The following is a 15,196-nucleotide window of genomic DNA, read 5'->3' as shown; positions in this document are numbered from 1 at the left end:
TACGTCTTAGTCAGATAAACTGAATCTAAGCTGAATACCGCCCTCGGTCATGGTGTTGCGGAAGGCGTTGGCCACCTTGGGATCATTGATGTTCTTGGTGAAGTAGAACTGCAGGTTCAGGCGCTGGCTCACTACGTAGTCAATGGTGGGCCGCAGTTGCACCTGCAAGCTTCCGCTGGTCACCAGGTTGTTCTGGTACTCCTGCCCGTTAGCGTCTACGCCAATGGTGCGCTGAATGGTTACATTGTCTCTAACGGTCAGGTCCAGGCGCATGGTCAACTCATTTTCCAGGGTTTTGCGCTGGCCGCCAATCCTGAACGGCACTCTAAAGTTGGTAGTGCTGTAGCCAAAGCCCACCACGTAGTCTTTCACGCCGTTCTCCGTCACCTGGGCATTGGACATGTTTAGGAGCAGGGCGCGCTCGGTGCGGTATTCCATTCTACCGGTCAGCTGGCCTTTGGTCCTGAAGTTAATGCCAATCAACGGCGCCATGGTTTCTGTGATGGACACCTGGTTGATGATGTGGTACGGAATCACTTCGCCTAAATCATTGACCCTGTCTGGGAAGCCAGCCGGCTCAAACTGGTAGTCCAGGGACGTACTGAAATTGGCCAGCGTGAAGTTGGACTGGTACGAATGGCTCAGCGTAAACGAACTGAAATATTTTTGGAAGAACGGCAACTGCGACAGACCGTTGTACTCCAAACGCCAGTTGGGCAATGGAATGGCGTCAAACGGATCACTTGGTTCGGCCTCATAGCCGTTGATGTCCTTGCCCTGGTAGGCGTGCACAAACGAGGCTATCAAGACATCCTGCGAGTTCAGGCCATAGCCGCCGCTTGGGCTGGCCGCATTGAGACGGCCGGCTACCGTGGCGCGGTTTCTGATGAAGTTCTCAAACGCCGCCGACCGGTTTCCTGCCTTAGACTCAAACATGGTTTGCACCGCAATGAAAGACACGCGGTAAGAACCGGTAGTGAACGGGTTCTGGCGCTGTACCACCTTGGCCGAGTCTCTTCTGTAATACACCTCGTCAATCTCAGACTTGTTCATGGCTCCGTCTAAGGTGAGAATGAAGTTGCGGAACGGTTCTATGGTGGCGCGGGCCGTGATGTTGGTAGAAGACAGGGAACTCAGCGGCGTGTTCAGGTACTGACTGCTGTCTGTGTACCAATTCTCGCGGTCAGCGCGGTTGTAGAGTTCATCCAGGTTATACTGCTTACCCAGGACAAAGCCCAGCCCCGGCGCTCCAAAACCATCTGCCAATCCAAAATTACGGGCCGTTGGCAGGAAACCCGGTAGCAGCGTCCCTTCCGTTTTGGCATAGGTCACGTTGATGGACCTGGCAGACATCAAGGCACGCAAGACGCCGTTCAAGACTTTATTTTGGCGTTTCTGAGTAGTGTCTGCGGCTGCCGCAGTGCCGGGTCTTCCTACAGATTTGGTGTTGGTGGCGCGCAAGCCAGGCTGCGGCCGGGCCTCGTTCACTTCCTTCAAGATTTTCACCTTGTTGTAGAGGCGCACCAGGTCAATCTTACCCGTGAGGCTGGTTTGCGTGTTGTTTTCAATGGTATTGCCCAATTGTAACGTGTCATTGTTGCGCAGTGCCGTGGAAGATGAGGTCCAGGTATAGCCGGCTTCATACCGGGCATCGCCGCTGATCCAGTCGGTGAGCGGGAATTTGTCCAATGGCAAGCGGTAGGTCAAGGCTACCACCTGGTTGAAGTTGGTGTTACGGCCAAATCGGCGAAGGTTGTGCCAGATGACTTTGTTCTTGTAGCGCAGCGAGTCAATCTCATTGTTCACTCGGCCGTCTGGTTCATCAATGACAGAGCGGTTGGTGGCGGTGTAGTCCAGGCTCAGGCTACGGGTCAAATCCCACTTCACGTCATAAATGCGGTTGAAGAAGAACGTCTTTTGGTACGTGGGCAGAATGCCGGCCGTGTCTGGCAAGGCGTACGGCGATTGCCGGCCCTGCAGGAAGGTCTCATTGTAGCTTCTGTCCAGGTCTGCGCGCACGGCAATTCTGCTAGGCAGCAGCGTCACGTTAAACTCTTTCAACCAGCGCAGGTACGGCGACTCAAACGCGGTGATCTTGGCCAGCGGTGTGTAGCTCTTAGGCGAACCGGTATAGTTGTACGCTACGCCCCCGCGGTGGCTCTTGGAGAAGTTGCGGTCTGTGATGATATCTGTGTGCAGGATCTCGCTGTAAGCATAAGAGAAGGAGAGGTTCTCAATGTCATACAGGCGTGACTTGGCCTCCGGATCAGTCTTCTCCTTGCGCACGTTCAACAGGTTAATGCTCTTGGTGGTGGTCTGACTGACGACTTCCTTGCGGTAGGCATCTCGTTCATTCCCTTCTTCAAACTTGTCCAGGGAGAGGTCTAGCGGTGTGTCTCGGTCCAGCGGGTCATAGCGTGGTTCTGCTACGGTGGTTCCATATTGCACAGACAAAGGCACCACCAGGCCGGTACCGGCAGGCAGAAGTTTTTCGGCGGCAATGTTGGCGTTGATGTCAAACTGGCCGGTGTTCTCTCTGGAGCGCTGGGCGGCTCTTTCCTGTATGCCTCCAAAACCCACGGTGGTGTAAGAACCAGTGGCCGTGATGTTGGCAAAATCAGCGAGTTTCACGTTAGCTCTGGCAGTGGCGGCCCAACCGGCTTTGCGGTCAAAGTCAGAGACGCGCAGTTCATTCAGCCACAGACAAACCGAATGCGAGGCTCTGTCTGCCGTGGTTGGGTTCTGCAAGCCTATCATCAAACTCTGCACATCTGAGAAATCTGGGTTCCCCACTACGGTCAGGGTTTTGCCGTTCACTGTGACAGAGTATGGTTTGGTGAGGTCAAAGCCGGCGCGGTTCCGTTCTGATTTCACGCGCACGAACTCGTCAAAGGCTACGTCAATGAAGTTGGCCTCGTTCCAGATGGCGTTAGGGTCACGGGTGCCTTCTGGCGTTATCTGCAGCGGGATGGCGTACTCATAGTAGTTCTGGGTAAAGTCAGAACCTATGCGCAGGAACGCCACCATCTCACCATTTTGCGTGCCCGTAGAGCTCTGGGCATGCAGGTACATCTTCAAGCGCTTGTAAATGAGCATGTCCTGAGACACGTTCTTGTACACCGCCTTACTGAAGCTGTCTCTCAAATTCTCCACGCACAACTGCAAGGATTGCTCATTCTGGCGGCGGTTGTTGGCCGAAGAATAATCCCGCTGGCGCTCTACGCCCGGAGGCAGCACATACGGAATGGTCCCCGCGTCTACTTCGCCGTTTTCTTCAATATTGACGGTAGATACCGTAAAGTTGTCTGCATCTGCGTCACAGTCTTGGCAAGGCGCTCCGTTGGTCAGCAAAGAGTTATAGGTTCTCCATTGGTTGGCCACAAACTGCATTTGCACAAAGCGCAACACCACCGGCTGCTCAAACTGCGTCATGTACATGCGCATGAACCTGATGGACTTGAATCCCTGAATGCCGCCTACAGAGCCTGTAGGCTTGCGCACCGGAATCCTGAACTGGTACCAGCTCACGGTACTGCCATTGATCAAGGTGTCTACTCTGTCTACAATGTAGTTCTGGCCCACGTTCATGGTAGAAGGGCGCAGGTTCAGCTTGTATTCATAGTACTGCTCCAGGTCACTGATCACGTTGTCTCGGTTTAGGTCTTCCTTGTCTGGGAAGGCGTAAGAAGACTGGTTGCTGTTGACTGGTGAGTTGCCTTCCATGCCGTTGAAGTTCTTGTAACGGCCCAGAATGCCAATATTGCGGGCATCATAGTCAGCGTCTAAGTGGTGGCGGAAATCATCACCAGAAGGGTCTGGCAGGTTGGCATACACGCCCGTGAAGAAGTTGCGCTCCTCTGCGTTGTTCAGGCCGTCCAGGCCAATGTCCTGGAATGGTCTGGAGCCTGGGTTGTTGTCAAAGGCATCCGTCAGGAACTGGTTGCGGGTTACGCGGCCCCAGATGGTTGGGTCTGTCGTGGCCTGCGAAGGATCTGTGGGTAGGCCGTTCTCAAACTCATAGCGCTGGTCTTTGAGCAGGTCTTCAGAAACGTTGCCCAGGTTGAAGATTAGTTCGCCGCCGGTGGTGTTGTTGGTGTTGTTGCCTTCGCTGTCATTTACTTTGCCGCGGTCACCGCCAATGAACGGGTCCAGCATCCAGAACTCCAGATACTCAATGTTGGCGTTGTCAAAGTTGTTGTCAAAGGAAATCTCACGGCTAATGCCGCCCCAGTTCTGACGCGGGTCACCGGGCAGGCGGTTGTTGCCAATCAAACCAGGGTTGTAGTTGTACTGGCCCCGCTCAGAAGGGAAATACGCCAGGTCAAAGGTATACTCAAAGGTGTTGCTGGCTTCGGGGTCCCGGTTAGGGAAAAGTTCTCTGCGTTGTACGCCCCGCGTGTAATGGTTTTCCAGTTCTTCCTTGGTAATGTTAGAAGGACGCAGATCGTTGGCGGTGTAGTAAATCTGATCAATGGTATACCAGGCAATCTTAGCCCGCTTAAAGGCCGTTTCTAAGCCAGATGTCCCGTTGGCGATGGGAGCAGGGGTGGCCGCCAGCCGCCAGATGTTAGTATTGAAGCCTCCTAAAGAATAAGGCGTCTCTGCGTTCTCAAAGTCATCAATGTAAGAGACGCCATCTTCGCCATCAAACTTAGTGGTATTGGGCACCAAACGCGCAAATTCTGCACCCAGCGTCACGGTAGAAGGCGCTTTGGTGGTCAGGAACGGAAGCTTATCGGTGAGTTTGGTCAGGAGACGCGAGTCGCGGCGGTAGTTGACGTCAAAGCCGTAGATGGTGTTGTTGGTAGGCTCATCGCCAATGCTCACGCGGTTCACAAACGGCTGCTCTCCTTGGTGCATGACCGTGGCGCCAATAATCAAGTCATTGTCTACCTTATAGTCAAACCGTGCGCCCAGGAGGGTACGCGGCTGCACGTTCAGAATGTCGGCTTTCTCATAGGTCACGCGCAGGTTGTTGGCGTTGTTGAGGTAGCTGGGATTCAATATTTTTACGCGACCTAAATCATAGAATACCTGGTAATCCTGGCCTTCCACCAAACGGGTGCCACCTGAGTATACGGCCACAGAACCTTCGGCTATTCTAATGCCGGGCAGGGTAATTTCATCTGTGCTGGAGGCTTGGTAGCGGCCGCGTAAAAAGAATTTGTTTTTGGAGGAAAACTGCTGCGCATCTGTCTGAATGGAGTCATACAGCGCCTGAAAAACGTATTTATCAGTGAGCGGATCTTCTGGACCTGTGCCTAGCTTGTTCTGCAGGTAAGAGCCAAAGGGCTCTACCTCAGGAAAGTAAATGCGCCCGCTTTCGGGATCAATAGTGATGCCGGTTAAAAAGTCAAAGTTACCGTCGGCGGGTTTGTCATTGTTGGTATTCACGTTGTCTACATTGAACACGCGCACCAATGGAATGCCTTTAATGCGGGATTCCTCCTGCAAACTGGTCAAGTCAGCGCCGGTCTGGTCATCTTTGTAGACAATGTTCAATTGGAAGTTTTGGCGTTCAATCTGATTGGCGTTGAGCGAGTACACGTTCTTCATCATCAGGTCCCAGGTAGGAAACTGCAAGCTGGGATTGGTGGCCCGCAGCATCTTCAGGAAAATTACCTGGTCTTCGGCTACGTTCTGGTAATCATCCTGCAGTTCGCCCACTTTGTAGGTACGACCGTTCAAGGTGTATTCAAATGCCACGGCCAGCACCTGCTCTGGCAGCAACGCCGAGTTCAAGGAGATGTAGCCCAACTGCGGGTTGAACTTGTATTCGCGTTGGTCAAGGCGGCGGGCGCGCACGTGTTCGTAATCTACCGCCTTCTGCAGTCCCTGCGCCTCCAGAGAGTTTTCTACCTGGTTGTTGTTGCGTTGGCCTTTGATGGCGTTAAAAAGGCCGTTCTGGTTATTGCCTGCAGCGGCTCCGGTAGGCTGGTTGGTATCAAACCTATCCCTGAACGGGTCTGCCTCGCCAATGTCCATGAGGGCCACAATGTTGCGCAGGTTCTCAGTGGTGCGGTTGTCATTGGTGATGTACACCTCCAGACGGCGTATCACAATGCCTGAGTTCACCAGAGGCAGATTCCGCAGCGACTGGTCATACTTGCCTCTAAAGAACTGGGCCAGGAAGAAGTGACGGTCGGCGTCATATTCATCTGCCCGTATCTCAAAATTGCGGTTCTGGGCACCGTTCTGGATGTTGACTTGGTCAATGCTCCCCCGCTGGTTGGCGGCAATGGCAGTAACGGACAGTTTACCCAGTTGCAGTTGCGTCTTTAACCCGAATAGATTTTGCCCGCCGGTAATCAAAGAGCTGTTGAGGGGCATGCTCACGTTACCGGCCTCAATCTTTCTGATGATCTCTTCTGGGTAGCCAGTGTACTCCAGCTTTAGGTTGTTCTCAAAGTCAAAATTGGCCTTGGTGTCCCAGTTGGCGGTAATGCGTAGTTTTTCGCCAATGCGCCCGTCAATGTTGAGGGCAATGCTTTGGTCAAACTCAAAATCGCCCACGCTCTGCTGGCGCAGGGGAATGGCCGGGTTTTCATTCTTGTTGAAGAGCGCCCCAAACTTAAGCGTGGCCAAACCATTGGGCCTGATGTCCACAAAGCTGCCGCCAAAGAGACGGTCAAACGTGCGGCCGCCTACATCTATGCGCGGCACTAGCCTACGACTGGGCGCGGCGGGGTTTTGCTCGTCTAAAGTCGCTGATTTGGTGCGCCAGTAGTTCCTAATGGATTCGCGCTGCTGGTACCGTGAGTACTCCTCAAAGGTCATGGTACTGGGTGTGCGGTAATCCAGATCTCCCAGCTGCTCCCTTATCTGATAGCGCTTGAGGCTGTCATCTGGCACCACGTCTATCTTTAAATTAGAGGGCGGCGGCAGAATGAGCGGGGTGGTGGAGAAGGTATTGGAAAAAGGGTCGCCAGCGCGGTCCTTGAACTGAAGCTTGGGCCTACGCGACGGAATGTATTTTATTTGTGTAGTATCCTGTTGAGGTTCATTTTCAAGCTGCTCTGTGAGGTTGGTGATGGTGTGTAAGCGACTTCTCCAGTCGCGCAGGGACATGTTTTTGTGAGGCTCGGCTTGAGACAGCCATGCTGTCAAAGACACCAATCCTACGGCAGAGGCAAGAATGAAAGGCTTTCTTCTTCTAGTAAACACAAATGCAAATAAGGTGGCCTATGATGATTTCAGGGCAAGCTTGATCATGTCTTCTACACTCAAACCAGCACCCTCGCGCTTGATGATGTTGTCCAGGGTTTTCTCTGCCATGTTCTTGGCAAAGCCCAGGGTTACCAATGCAGATAACGCCTCCTCTCTGGACGTATTGTGTGCCTCAAAGGAGACGTGCAGACCTTCGGCGCCCAGTCCTTTTCTGAACTTGTCACGCAGCTCCAGAATGATGCGCTGGGCCGTCTTGGCGCCAATGCCTTTCACCTTCTGAATGGTGCGTACGTCTTCCCGCACAATGGCTTGCTGCAACTCAGGCACCGTTAGGTAAGAAAGGATCATGAGGCCCGTGTTAGGCCCCACGCCCGAAATAGAGATAAGGTGCAGAAACGCGTTTTTCTCCGCAGAATCGGCAAATCCATATAAGGTATGGGAGTCTTCTTTGATGGCCAGGTGCGTGAACAACCGACAGCGCTCTCCCTCGGGCAAGGCTCCGTAGGTGTTCAAGGAGATGCGTAACTCATACCCAACACCGCCCACGTCAATGATGACATACGTGGGATCTTTGTGGGCAAGACGGCCGTCTATATAAGCAATCATATGGTTGGGTTGACAGGTAAGGGTCTGGAATAGGTATTGCTGTTAATAAAGATCTGCGTTTTTGGCCTGTTTTCACCAAAACAGGCCAAAAACGCAGATGAAAAACCATTGTTCTGCGCAGATAGGTGGCTCTGCTAACTAACGCAGTACGTTTGGTACAATTTATAGTTTCCCATTGGACGTCTGGGCATCTACCACAGAAATGGCCACCATATTCACGATTTCGCGCACCGAGCTGCCTAATTGTAAAATGTGCACTGGTTTGCGCATACCCATCAATACCGGACCGATGGCCTCGGCGTGGCCCATCTCCTGCAAAAGCTTGTAGGCAATGTTGCCAGACTCCAGCGTAGGGAAGATCAAGGTGTTGGCACCTTCCTTGGCCAGCTCACTGAACGGATAATGCTCGCGCAATAGATCAGCGTTCAAAGCGGTGTTGGCCTGCATCTCGCCGTCAATCAGCAAGTCTGGGTATTTCAACTTGGCCAGACGCGTGGCTTCACTGGTTTTGGCCGGAATGACGCCGCTGCTAGACCCGAAGTTGGAGTAAGAAAGAACAGCCACCCGTGGGTCTGTGTCAAAGAAGCGTACATAGCGGGCCGTCAACCCAATGATGTCCACCATTTCCTCTGCGGTAGGGTTTAGGTTTACAGTGGTGTCTGCAAAGAAGAACGGTTCTTTTTTGCTGAGGATGATGTACATGCCGGCCACTTTGTTCACGCCTTCCTCTACGCCAATCACTTGCAAGGCCGGAAGAATGGTCTTGGAGTAGTCACGGGTCAAGCCAGAAATCAAAGCGTCTGCCTCGCCGGTCTCCACCATCATACAGCCAAAATAATTGCGGTAGCGCATGAGGCGGCGGGCGTCAAACAGGCTCACGCCTTTGCGTTTGCGCTTCTCATAGAACATGTGTGCGTACTTCTCACATTTGGCGTCTTCTTCCAGTGGGTCTACTATGCGTACTCCCTGAAGATCCAGCTTGTACTCTTCCATCAGCTCGGCAATGCGCACTCTGTTGCCCAATAGAATAGGCGTAGCAATGCCCTGGTCTAAGACAATCTGGGCCGCTTTCAGAATCTTGTAATGATCCGCCTCCGCAAAGATGACCGTTTTAGGGTTCTGCTTGGCCTGGCTCATGACGCGGTTCATCAGCTTCTGGTTGATGCCAATGCGGGCCTGTAACTCATGATGGTAGCGCTCCCAGTTGGTAATGGGGTGTTTGGCCACGCCAGAATCCATGGCCGCTTTGGCCACGGCCGGACTCACCACTGTAATCAAGCGAGGATCCAACGGCTTGGGAATCAGGTACTCCCGTCCGAAGGAAATGGTATTGTCACTGTAGGCTTTGTGCACCAGGTCTGGAACGGGTTCTTTGGCTAGTTCTGCCAAGGCTTTTACCGCCGCCAGTTTCATGGCTTCGTTAATTTCGGTGGCGCGTACGTCCAAGGCTCCTCTAAAGATATAAGGGAAACCCAGCACGTTGTTTACCTGGTTAGGATGGTCAGAGCGGCCGGTGGCCATAATCAAATCCTTGCGGGTAGCCATGGCCACGTCATAAGGAATCTCAGGGTCTGGGTTGGCCAGGGCAAAGATGATGGGGTCTTTGGCCATCAGTTTCACCAGGTCTGGGCTCAAGACGTTGCCGGCGCTTAAGCCAATGAACACGTCTGCGTTCTTCATAGCTTCTGCCAGCGTGGTGATCTTCCGCATGGTCACAAACTGCGCCCGGTAAATGTCCAGGTCGTTGCGGTGCGGGTTGATGATGCCGTCCTTGTCAAACATGACAATGTTGTCCAGCTTCACGCCCAGGGCTACATATAACTTGGTACAGGCAATGGCGGCCGCACCTGCGCCATTGATCACCACCTGGATGTCCCGTATCTTTTTGCCTACCAGCTCCAGTGCGTTCAACAGGGCAGCGCTGGAGATGATGGCCGTGCCGTGCTGGTCATCATGCATGAGCGGAATGTTCATCTGCTCCCGCAGGGCATTTTCTATCTTGAAGCTTTCTGGGGCTTTGATGTCCTCCAGGTTAATGCCGCCAAACGTAGGCTCCAGGGACTTTACTATCTGAATGAATTTATCAGGGTCGGTCTCGTTGATCTCGATGTCAAAAACGTCTATGCCGGCAAACTTCTTGAAGAGAACGCCTTTTCCCTCCATCACGGGCTTAGAAGCCTCTGGGCCAATGTTTCCTAAGCCTAAAACGGCGGTACCGTTAGAAATTACGCCTACCAGGTTGCCCTTGGCGGTATATTTGTAAACGTCTTCTGGGTTGGCGGCAATTTCTTTGCAAGGCTCAGCCACGCCCGGCGAATAAGCCAGGGCTAAGTCCATCTGCGTGCTCACCATCTTTGTAGGAACCACTTCAATCTTCCCGGGCTGCCCTTGGCTGTGATAGTTAAGAGCGTCTTCCTTGTTGATTTTGATCATATCCTTCTTCTCCTGTGGTAATGTGTAAAAATCAGCGGTACTGCCTGTGAAGGGGCAGGCGCTGGTGTAAAGCGTAAATTGTTAAGATTTTTTGGTTTCGCAAAGGTAAACCCGGTTTTGTCTGCTTTCCGTTTTTGGGCTGTTTTTCTGAAAAGGGGCAAAAAAAAGCATCTCAGACCAACAGCCCGAGATGCTTTTCCTACTCCTATAGAATGATTAGCCTACAATCAATTTCATGCCGGGCTTAATCTCATTGTCTTTTAAATTGTTGGCCTTCTTCAACTGGTCCACGCTCACGTTGTTGTAGCGCTTAGAAATGTTCCAGAGCGTGTCGCCGGGCTGAACGTGGTGCACGGTGCCTCTTTTCAAGATTTCCTTCTGGTCTCCCGCAGATGTCTTCACAGAAGACTTTTTCTCGGCTACCAGGGCAGTGGCGGCATTCTCTTTTGGTGTATTTTCTGCGTTAGGACCCGCTACCTTGACGTCTTTCTCAGCGGCCACCACCTCTGCTGAAGCCAATAAGGCTGCTTCAGACTTTGGTTCGGCCTCTGGCTTCAGAACGGCTGGCTGGGCCACAATAAGTTTCTGACTGGCCAAAAGGGTGGAGCCTTTCAGTTTGTTCCAGGTTTTCAGGTCAGAAATGGTTACGTCGTGGGCTTTGGCAATCTTGTCCAAGTTGTCACCGCGCCTGACGGTGTAATAGGTTTTCTTGGTGGCGCTGTCTACCGGAACGGCGGGTTCTGCCTTGGCTACCATGGTAGAAGAAGCAGGAAGTTTCAACTGCACAGGCGCTCTGTATCTGGCTGAATCTAAAATAGCCATTCTATTCATGTCCAGTGCCGGGCGTGCCGTTACCGGAATGCGCAGGGCAAAATTCTGAACTGTCTCGGGTACAAAAGGCTTGCGTAAGGCCGGGTTCAACTCCACCAACTGGTTCTCAGGCAGGTTCAATTGCTTGGCCAGCAGTTTCAAGTCAATGCCATTGTTGATGAGAACGGTATCTACTGCTACAGGCTTCCTGATGGAATCTGGCTTGATGTTATGATCCGGCGCGTGGTTCATGGCGTACACAATGGCGGTGAACGACGGTACATAACTGCGGGTCTCTTTGGGCAGGTACGGATAAATCTCCCAGAAAGTACGTTTGCCGCCAGACCGCGCAATGGCTTTCTTCACGTTGCCCGGTCCGCAGTTATACGCCGCCAAGGCCATCTCCCAGGAGCCAAACATTTTGTGCAACTGCTTCAGGAATTTACAGGCGGCCTCGGTAGACTTCTCAGGGTCCATGCGCTCATCCAGATACGAGTTTTGCACCAGCCTGAAGTCATTGGCCGTAGGCGTCATGAACTGCCACAGACCTACTGCCTTGGCAGAAGAAACTGCTTTTGGTAATAGGGCAGACTCCACCACCGCCAAATACTTGAGTTCATCTGGCATGTTGTGCTTGGCCAGGTATTTCTCAAACATAGGGAAGTACAGCTGCTCGCGCTCTAGAATGCGGCGGGTATACTTGCGGTTTCTTATAGTGAAATAGTCTATCAACCCTCTCACGTGCTTGTTGAACTCCAACGGAATCTCACTTTCAAGACAGCTCAGGCGGTCCTGGATGAGCTCATTGGATTCTACTGGAATAAACTCCACGCTGTCCATTGCTAGTTTAGTAGAGTCTTTCAACCCTGCAATAGGTAGCTCTGGAACGGTGAGTCTTTGGGCTTGAGCCGTAAAGCCCAGTCCTAATGCCAATACAACGCCTGTGAGAAAGGTAGAAATGCGCATTAAGCAGAAACGGTTTTTTGGTGGTCCATCAGTTGCTTAGAGAATGCAAACAATTGCTCTTCGCCAAACGCTTTGGTCATCAGTTGCACCCCAATAGGCAGACCTGCTGCGTCTTCTCCAATTGGTAACGAAATAGCCGGAACGCCCGCCAACGAAGCCTGCACCGTAAAGATGTCTGCCAGATACATGGCCAACGGGTCTTTGGTGTTCTCGCCTAGCTTAAAGGCCGTAGTAGGAGCGGTAGGCAATATCAAGAAATCATATTGCTTGAGCAACTCATCTGTCTTGTCTTTGATAAGGCGTCTTACTTGCTGGGCCTTGGTATAGTAGGCGTCATAGTAATCTGCACTCAAGACAAAAGTGCCCAAAATGATACGACGCTGCACTTCTGGGCCAAAACCTTCTGACCGAGTCTTTTTGTAAAGCGACGTTAAATCGGTGACGTTCTCGCTGCGGTAGCCGTACTTGACGCCGTCATAGCGACCCAGGTTAGAGCTGGCCTCAGCGGTGGTCAGGATGTAGTAGGTAGGCACCATGTAGTCCAGGTACGGGAAGTCCACGGCCTCTACCGTGTGGCCTTCTTCCTGCAGCCTGTCAAGGACGCCCATCACGGCATCCTTCACCTCGGGCTGCAAGCCTGGACTTTCAATGGAGTCTTTGATGTACCCAATGCGCGCGGGACGGTCATAGGTCAGGTTCTGGCTGTAGGCCGGTACGGGGCGCTGGCTTACGGTGGCGTCAAACTCATCGGGCCCGGCCATAACCTCTAATAAAAGAGCGGCATCTTCTACGCTGTGCGTCAAGACCCCAATCTGGTCAAAAGAAGAAGCATAGGCAATAAGACCGTAGCGCGAAATGCGGGAATACGTGGGTTTCATGCCAATCACGCCGCAGAACGCACCCGGCTGACGCACAGAACCACCCGTGTCTGAGCCAATGGAGGCTAAACACAGATGCGCCTGCACGGCCACCGCTGATCCGCCAGACGAACCACCCGGTACGCGGGTGTTGTCGGCGTCATTGAGCACGGGGCCAAAAGAAGAGTTCTCATTAGAGGCACCCATGGCAAACTCGTCACAGTTCTGACGGCCAATGAGAATGGCGTCTTCCTGCAACAAGCGCTGCACAGCAGTACCCGTGTAGAGAGATTTGAATCCGTTCAGGATCTGGCTGGAGGCTTGCAACGCATGGCCCTCATAGGCTAATACGTCCTTCAGGCCAATGACCATGCCGGCCAGTTTACCGGCGGTGCCGGCTTTTATTTTAGCATCCACCTCCTCGGCCTTCTGTAAGGCTTCGGCCTCAAACACTTCTAAAAAAGCATTGAGGTGGCGCTTTTCTGATATGTTCTGCAAGTACTGCTCCACCAGTTGTTTACAGGTGAGCGAGCCTCGGCCTATCTCCTCACGGATAGCGTCAAGGGATGTGTAGCGCATGCTTAAACGTTGGGGTTGGTAGTATTATTTGGGTTAGGATTAACCGCTGGGTCGTTGTTGTAGGCACCAGGGGCTGGGTTGTTCATGCCAGGCTGTTGGTTGTAACCCGCGTTAGGATTTGGGTTATACGGGCCGTTGTTGTACCCACCTTGGTTGTTATGGCCTTGGTTGTTGTTGTAGCGGTCGTTGTTGTTGGCAGACTTCTCAATGTCTGACTTGATCTCATTAGTGGCATCCTTGAACTCGCGGATACCTTTTCCTAAGCCGCGGGCCAGATCTGGAATACGCTTCGCCCCGAAAAGGAGAAGAATCACAAGCACGATCAAAATCATCTCGCCTGTGCCCAGGTTACCGATAAATGCCAAAACGTTAGATAGCATCATAGCTGTACTGTTAAAAGTGTTAGATTGCAAAATTAGGGGATAATTTCCAAAACAAGGTAACTATCACCAAGTTTAAAACGATGGTGCGTTCTGGCTGGTATGCGTGAGGGGTCCAAAGGCAGCTTCTGTTTTGGAGGTGTTTTCCCTAAACCGGGCTAAAAACGCTTCTCATCTACGAGGGGCAAGCCCTCTCCGGATTTTTTGCGTAGGTTTACTCCTGCTAGAAATTCTTTTTTTGTGCTGAAGACGCTTCTTTCTTTCCTGACCATGTTGTCTACTGGGTGGCTGCTGGTGGGGGTTCTTTGCCAGTATGTTCCCCCGCACGTGTTTTGGCCGGCTGGCTTCATTGCCATGTCCCTGCCCGGGGCGCTGCTGTTTAATTTTGTCATGGGCCTGCTCTGGCTCTGGAAAAAACCGTTGTGGGCCTTGCTGCCGCTGGGGCTCATTGTCCTGTTCTGGAGCCAACATACGCGTTACTTTACCCTAAACACGCCAGACGCGCAGCCTCTCCCAGAACAACAACGCGTCACGGTCTTAAGTTACAACGTGCGCGTGTTTAACGTCTACAAGCACCTGCACGCCGCAGACCCAGGCCTTCCAGAAAAGGAAATGCAATGGGTGGCCAGTCATCCGGCAGATATCCTCTGCCTGCAGGAGTTCTACTATGACAAAAAGCACAAGCAGTACAACAGCAAGAAGCGCATAGGCACCAGCCAGGGGCGCGAGATGTTTTTGGGCAAGGCCCTCACCAATAGAATAGGCGCCGAGTTTGGCCTGGCCATCTTCTCCCGCTTTCCCATTGTGAACAAAGGACACGTTGAATTTGACCGGCCTACCAAGAACCAAGTCATTTTTGTGGACGTGAAGCTTCCCAACAAAGACACGCTGCGGGTGTACAACATGCACCTGGAGTCCATGAGCATTGAGGAGAAGGAAGTAGAAGCCGCTGTAGAAAGCGAGGCCGCGTTCAAAACCAAGGGCCGGGGCATTGCCCGGCGGCTCAAAGGTGGTTTTATTGCCCGTAGCCACCAGGTGCAGCGCCTCATAGAACACTTGCAGGAAAGTCCGTACCCGGTTTTAATCTGCGGAGACCTCAATGACGTACCCAGTTCTTACACGTACCAGCAACTGCGCCGGCACCTGGACAATGCGTTTGAAGCAGGCGGCAGCGGGTTTGGGTTCACGTATAACGGAAAGCTGCCCCTGCGCATAGACAACCAGTTCTTCAGCCCCAGCATGCAACTGCTTCGGTTTGACGTGCTGGAGCATATTCCGTATTCAGACCATTTTCCGCTGGAAAGCACGTATGTGATGGAGAAACGCCCCGAACAAGAAGTAGCAGAATAGAATCAACCTCCGTTTTTGGCTTGTTTTCCAGAAAAGAGCCCAAAAACG

Annotated in this window: 7 protein-coding genes; 1 reads left to right on the top strand and 6 read right to left on the bottom strand. The window is 52.5% G+C overall.

Annotation, left to right across the window (positions count from 1 at the left end; genetic code table 11):
• Positions 1-6: 6 nt before the first annotated feature.
• The 6 genes from sov to GU926_RS18665 form a co-directional block, all read right to left on the bottom strand.
• The gene (gene sov / locus GU926_RS09690) at positions 7-7,068 is read right to left on the bottom strand and encodes a T9SS outer membrane translocon Sov/SprA (RefSeq protein WP_160691340.1); all 7,062 of its coding nucleotides are present in this window, start codon (positions 7,066-7,068) and stop codon (positions 7-9) included.
• Between the two features lie 114 nt (positions 7,069-7,182).
• The gene (gene ruvA, locus GU926_RS09685) at positions 7,183-7,773 is read right to left on the bottom strand and encodes a Holliday junction branch migration protein RuvA (protein ID WP_160691338.1); all 591 of its coding nucleotides are present in this window, start codon (positions 7,771-7,773) and stop codon (positions 7,183-7,185) included.
• A gap of 162 nt (positions 7,774-7,935) precedes the next feature.
• Positions 7,936-10,206, bottom strand: a complete 2,271-nt coding sequence (locus GU926_RS09680; protein WP_198001398.1) for an NADP-dependent malic enzyme — start codon at positions 10,204-10,206, stop codon at positions 7,936-7,938.
• Positions 10,207-10,422: 216 nt separating this feature from the next.
• Entirely contained in the window at positions 10,423-11,982 is a 1,560-nt protein-coding gene (locus GU926_RS09675; protein ID WP_160691336.1) for a lytic transglycosylase domain-containing protein, read from the bottom strand.
• Entirely contained in the window at positions 11,982-13,418 is a 1,437-nt protein-coding gene (gene gatA, locus GU926_RS09670) for an Asp-tRNA(Asn)/Glu-tRNA(Gln) amidotransferase subunit GatA (protein ID WP_160691334.1), read from the bottom strand. The genes GU926_RS09675 and gatA overlap by 1 nt, the downstream gene beginning before the upstream one ends.
• A 2-nt stretch (positions 13,419-13,420) precedes the next feature.
• Complete coding sequence (locus GU926_RS18665; RefSeq protein WP_160691332.1) at positions 13,421-13,801, bottom strand: Sec-independent protein translocase subunit TatA/TatB; 381 nt, start codon at positions 13,799-13,801, stop codon at positions 13,421-13,423.
• Between the two features lie 237 nt (positions 13,802-14,038).
• Here GU926_RS18665 and GU926_RS09660 point away from each other — a divergent pair, with 237 nt between their 5' ends.
• Positions 14,039-15,148 carry an endonuclease/exonuclease/phosphatase family protein gene (locus GU926_RS09660; protein WP_160691330.1) on the top strand — a complete coding sequence of 370 codons (1,110 nt, stop codon included), beginning with the start codon at positions 14,039-14,041 and terminating at the stop codon, positions 15,146-15,148.
• Positions 15,149-15,196 lie beyond the last annotated feature (48 nt).

The sequence above is a fragment of the Nibribacter ruber genome (assembly GCF_009913235.1).
GTDB lineage: Bacteria > Bacteroidota > Bacteroidia > Cytophagales > Hymenobacteraceae > Nibribacter > Nibribacter ruber.
Note: the sequence above shows the minus strand (reverse complement) of the source record. Positions and strands in the feature narration are given on the sequence as shown.

Excerpts from the sequence above, each read along its gene's own strand:
- GU926_RS09675 (WP_160691336.1), bottom strand. The coding sequence starts at position 11,982 with ATGCGCATTTCTACCTTTCTCACAGGCGTTGTATTGGCATTAGGACTG.
- ruvA (WP_160691338.1), bottom strand. The coding sequence starts at position 7,773 with ATGATTGCTTATATAGACGGCCGTCTTGCCCACAAAGATCCCACGTAT.
- GU926_RS09680 (WP_198001398.1), bottom strand. The coding sequence starts at position 10,206 with ATGATCAAAATCAACAAGGAAGACGCTCTTAACTATCACAGCCAAGGG.
- gatA (WP_160691334.1), bottom strand. The coding sequence starts at position 13,418 with ATGCGCTACACATCCCTTGACGCTATCCGTGAGGAGATAGGCCGAGGC.
- sov (WP_160691340.1), bottom strand. The coding sequence starts at position 7,068 with ATGTCCCTGCGCGACTGGAGAAGTCGCTTACACACCATCACCAACCTC.
- GU926_RS18665 (WP_160691332.1), bottom strand. The coding sequence starts at position 13,801 with ATGATGCTATCTAACGTTTTGGCATTTATCGGTAACCTGGGCACAGGC.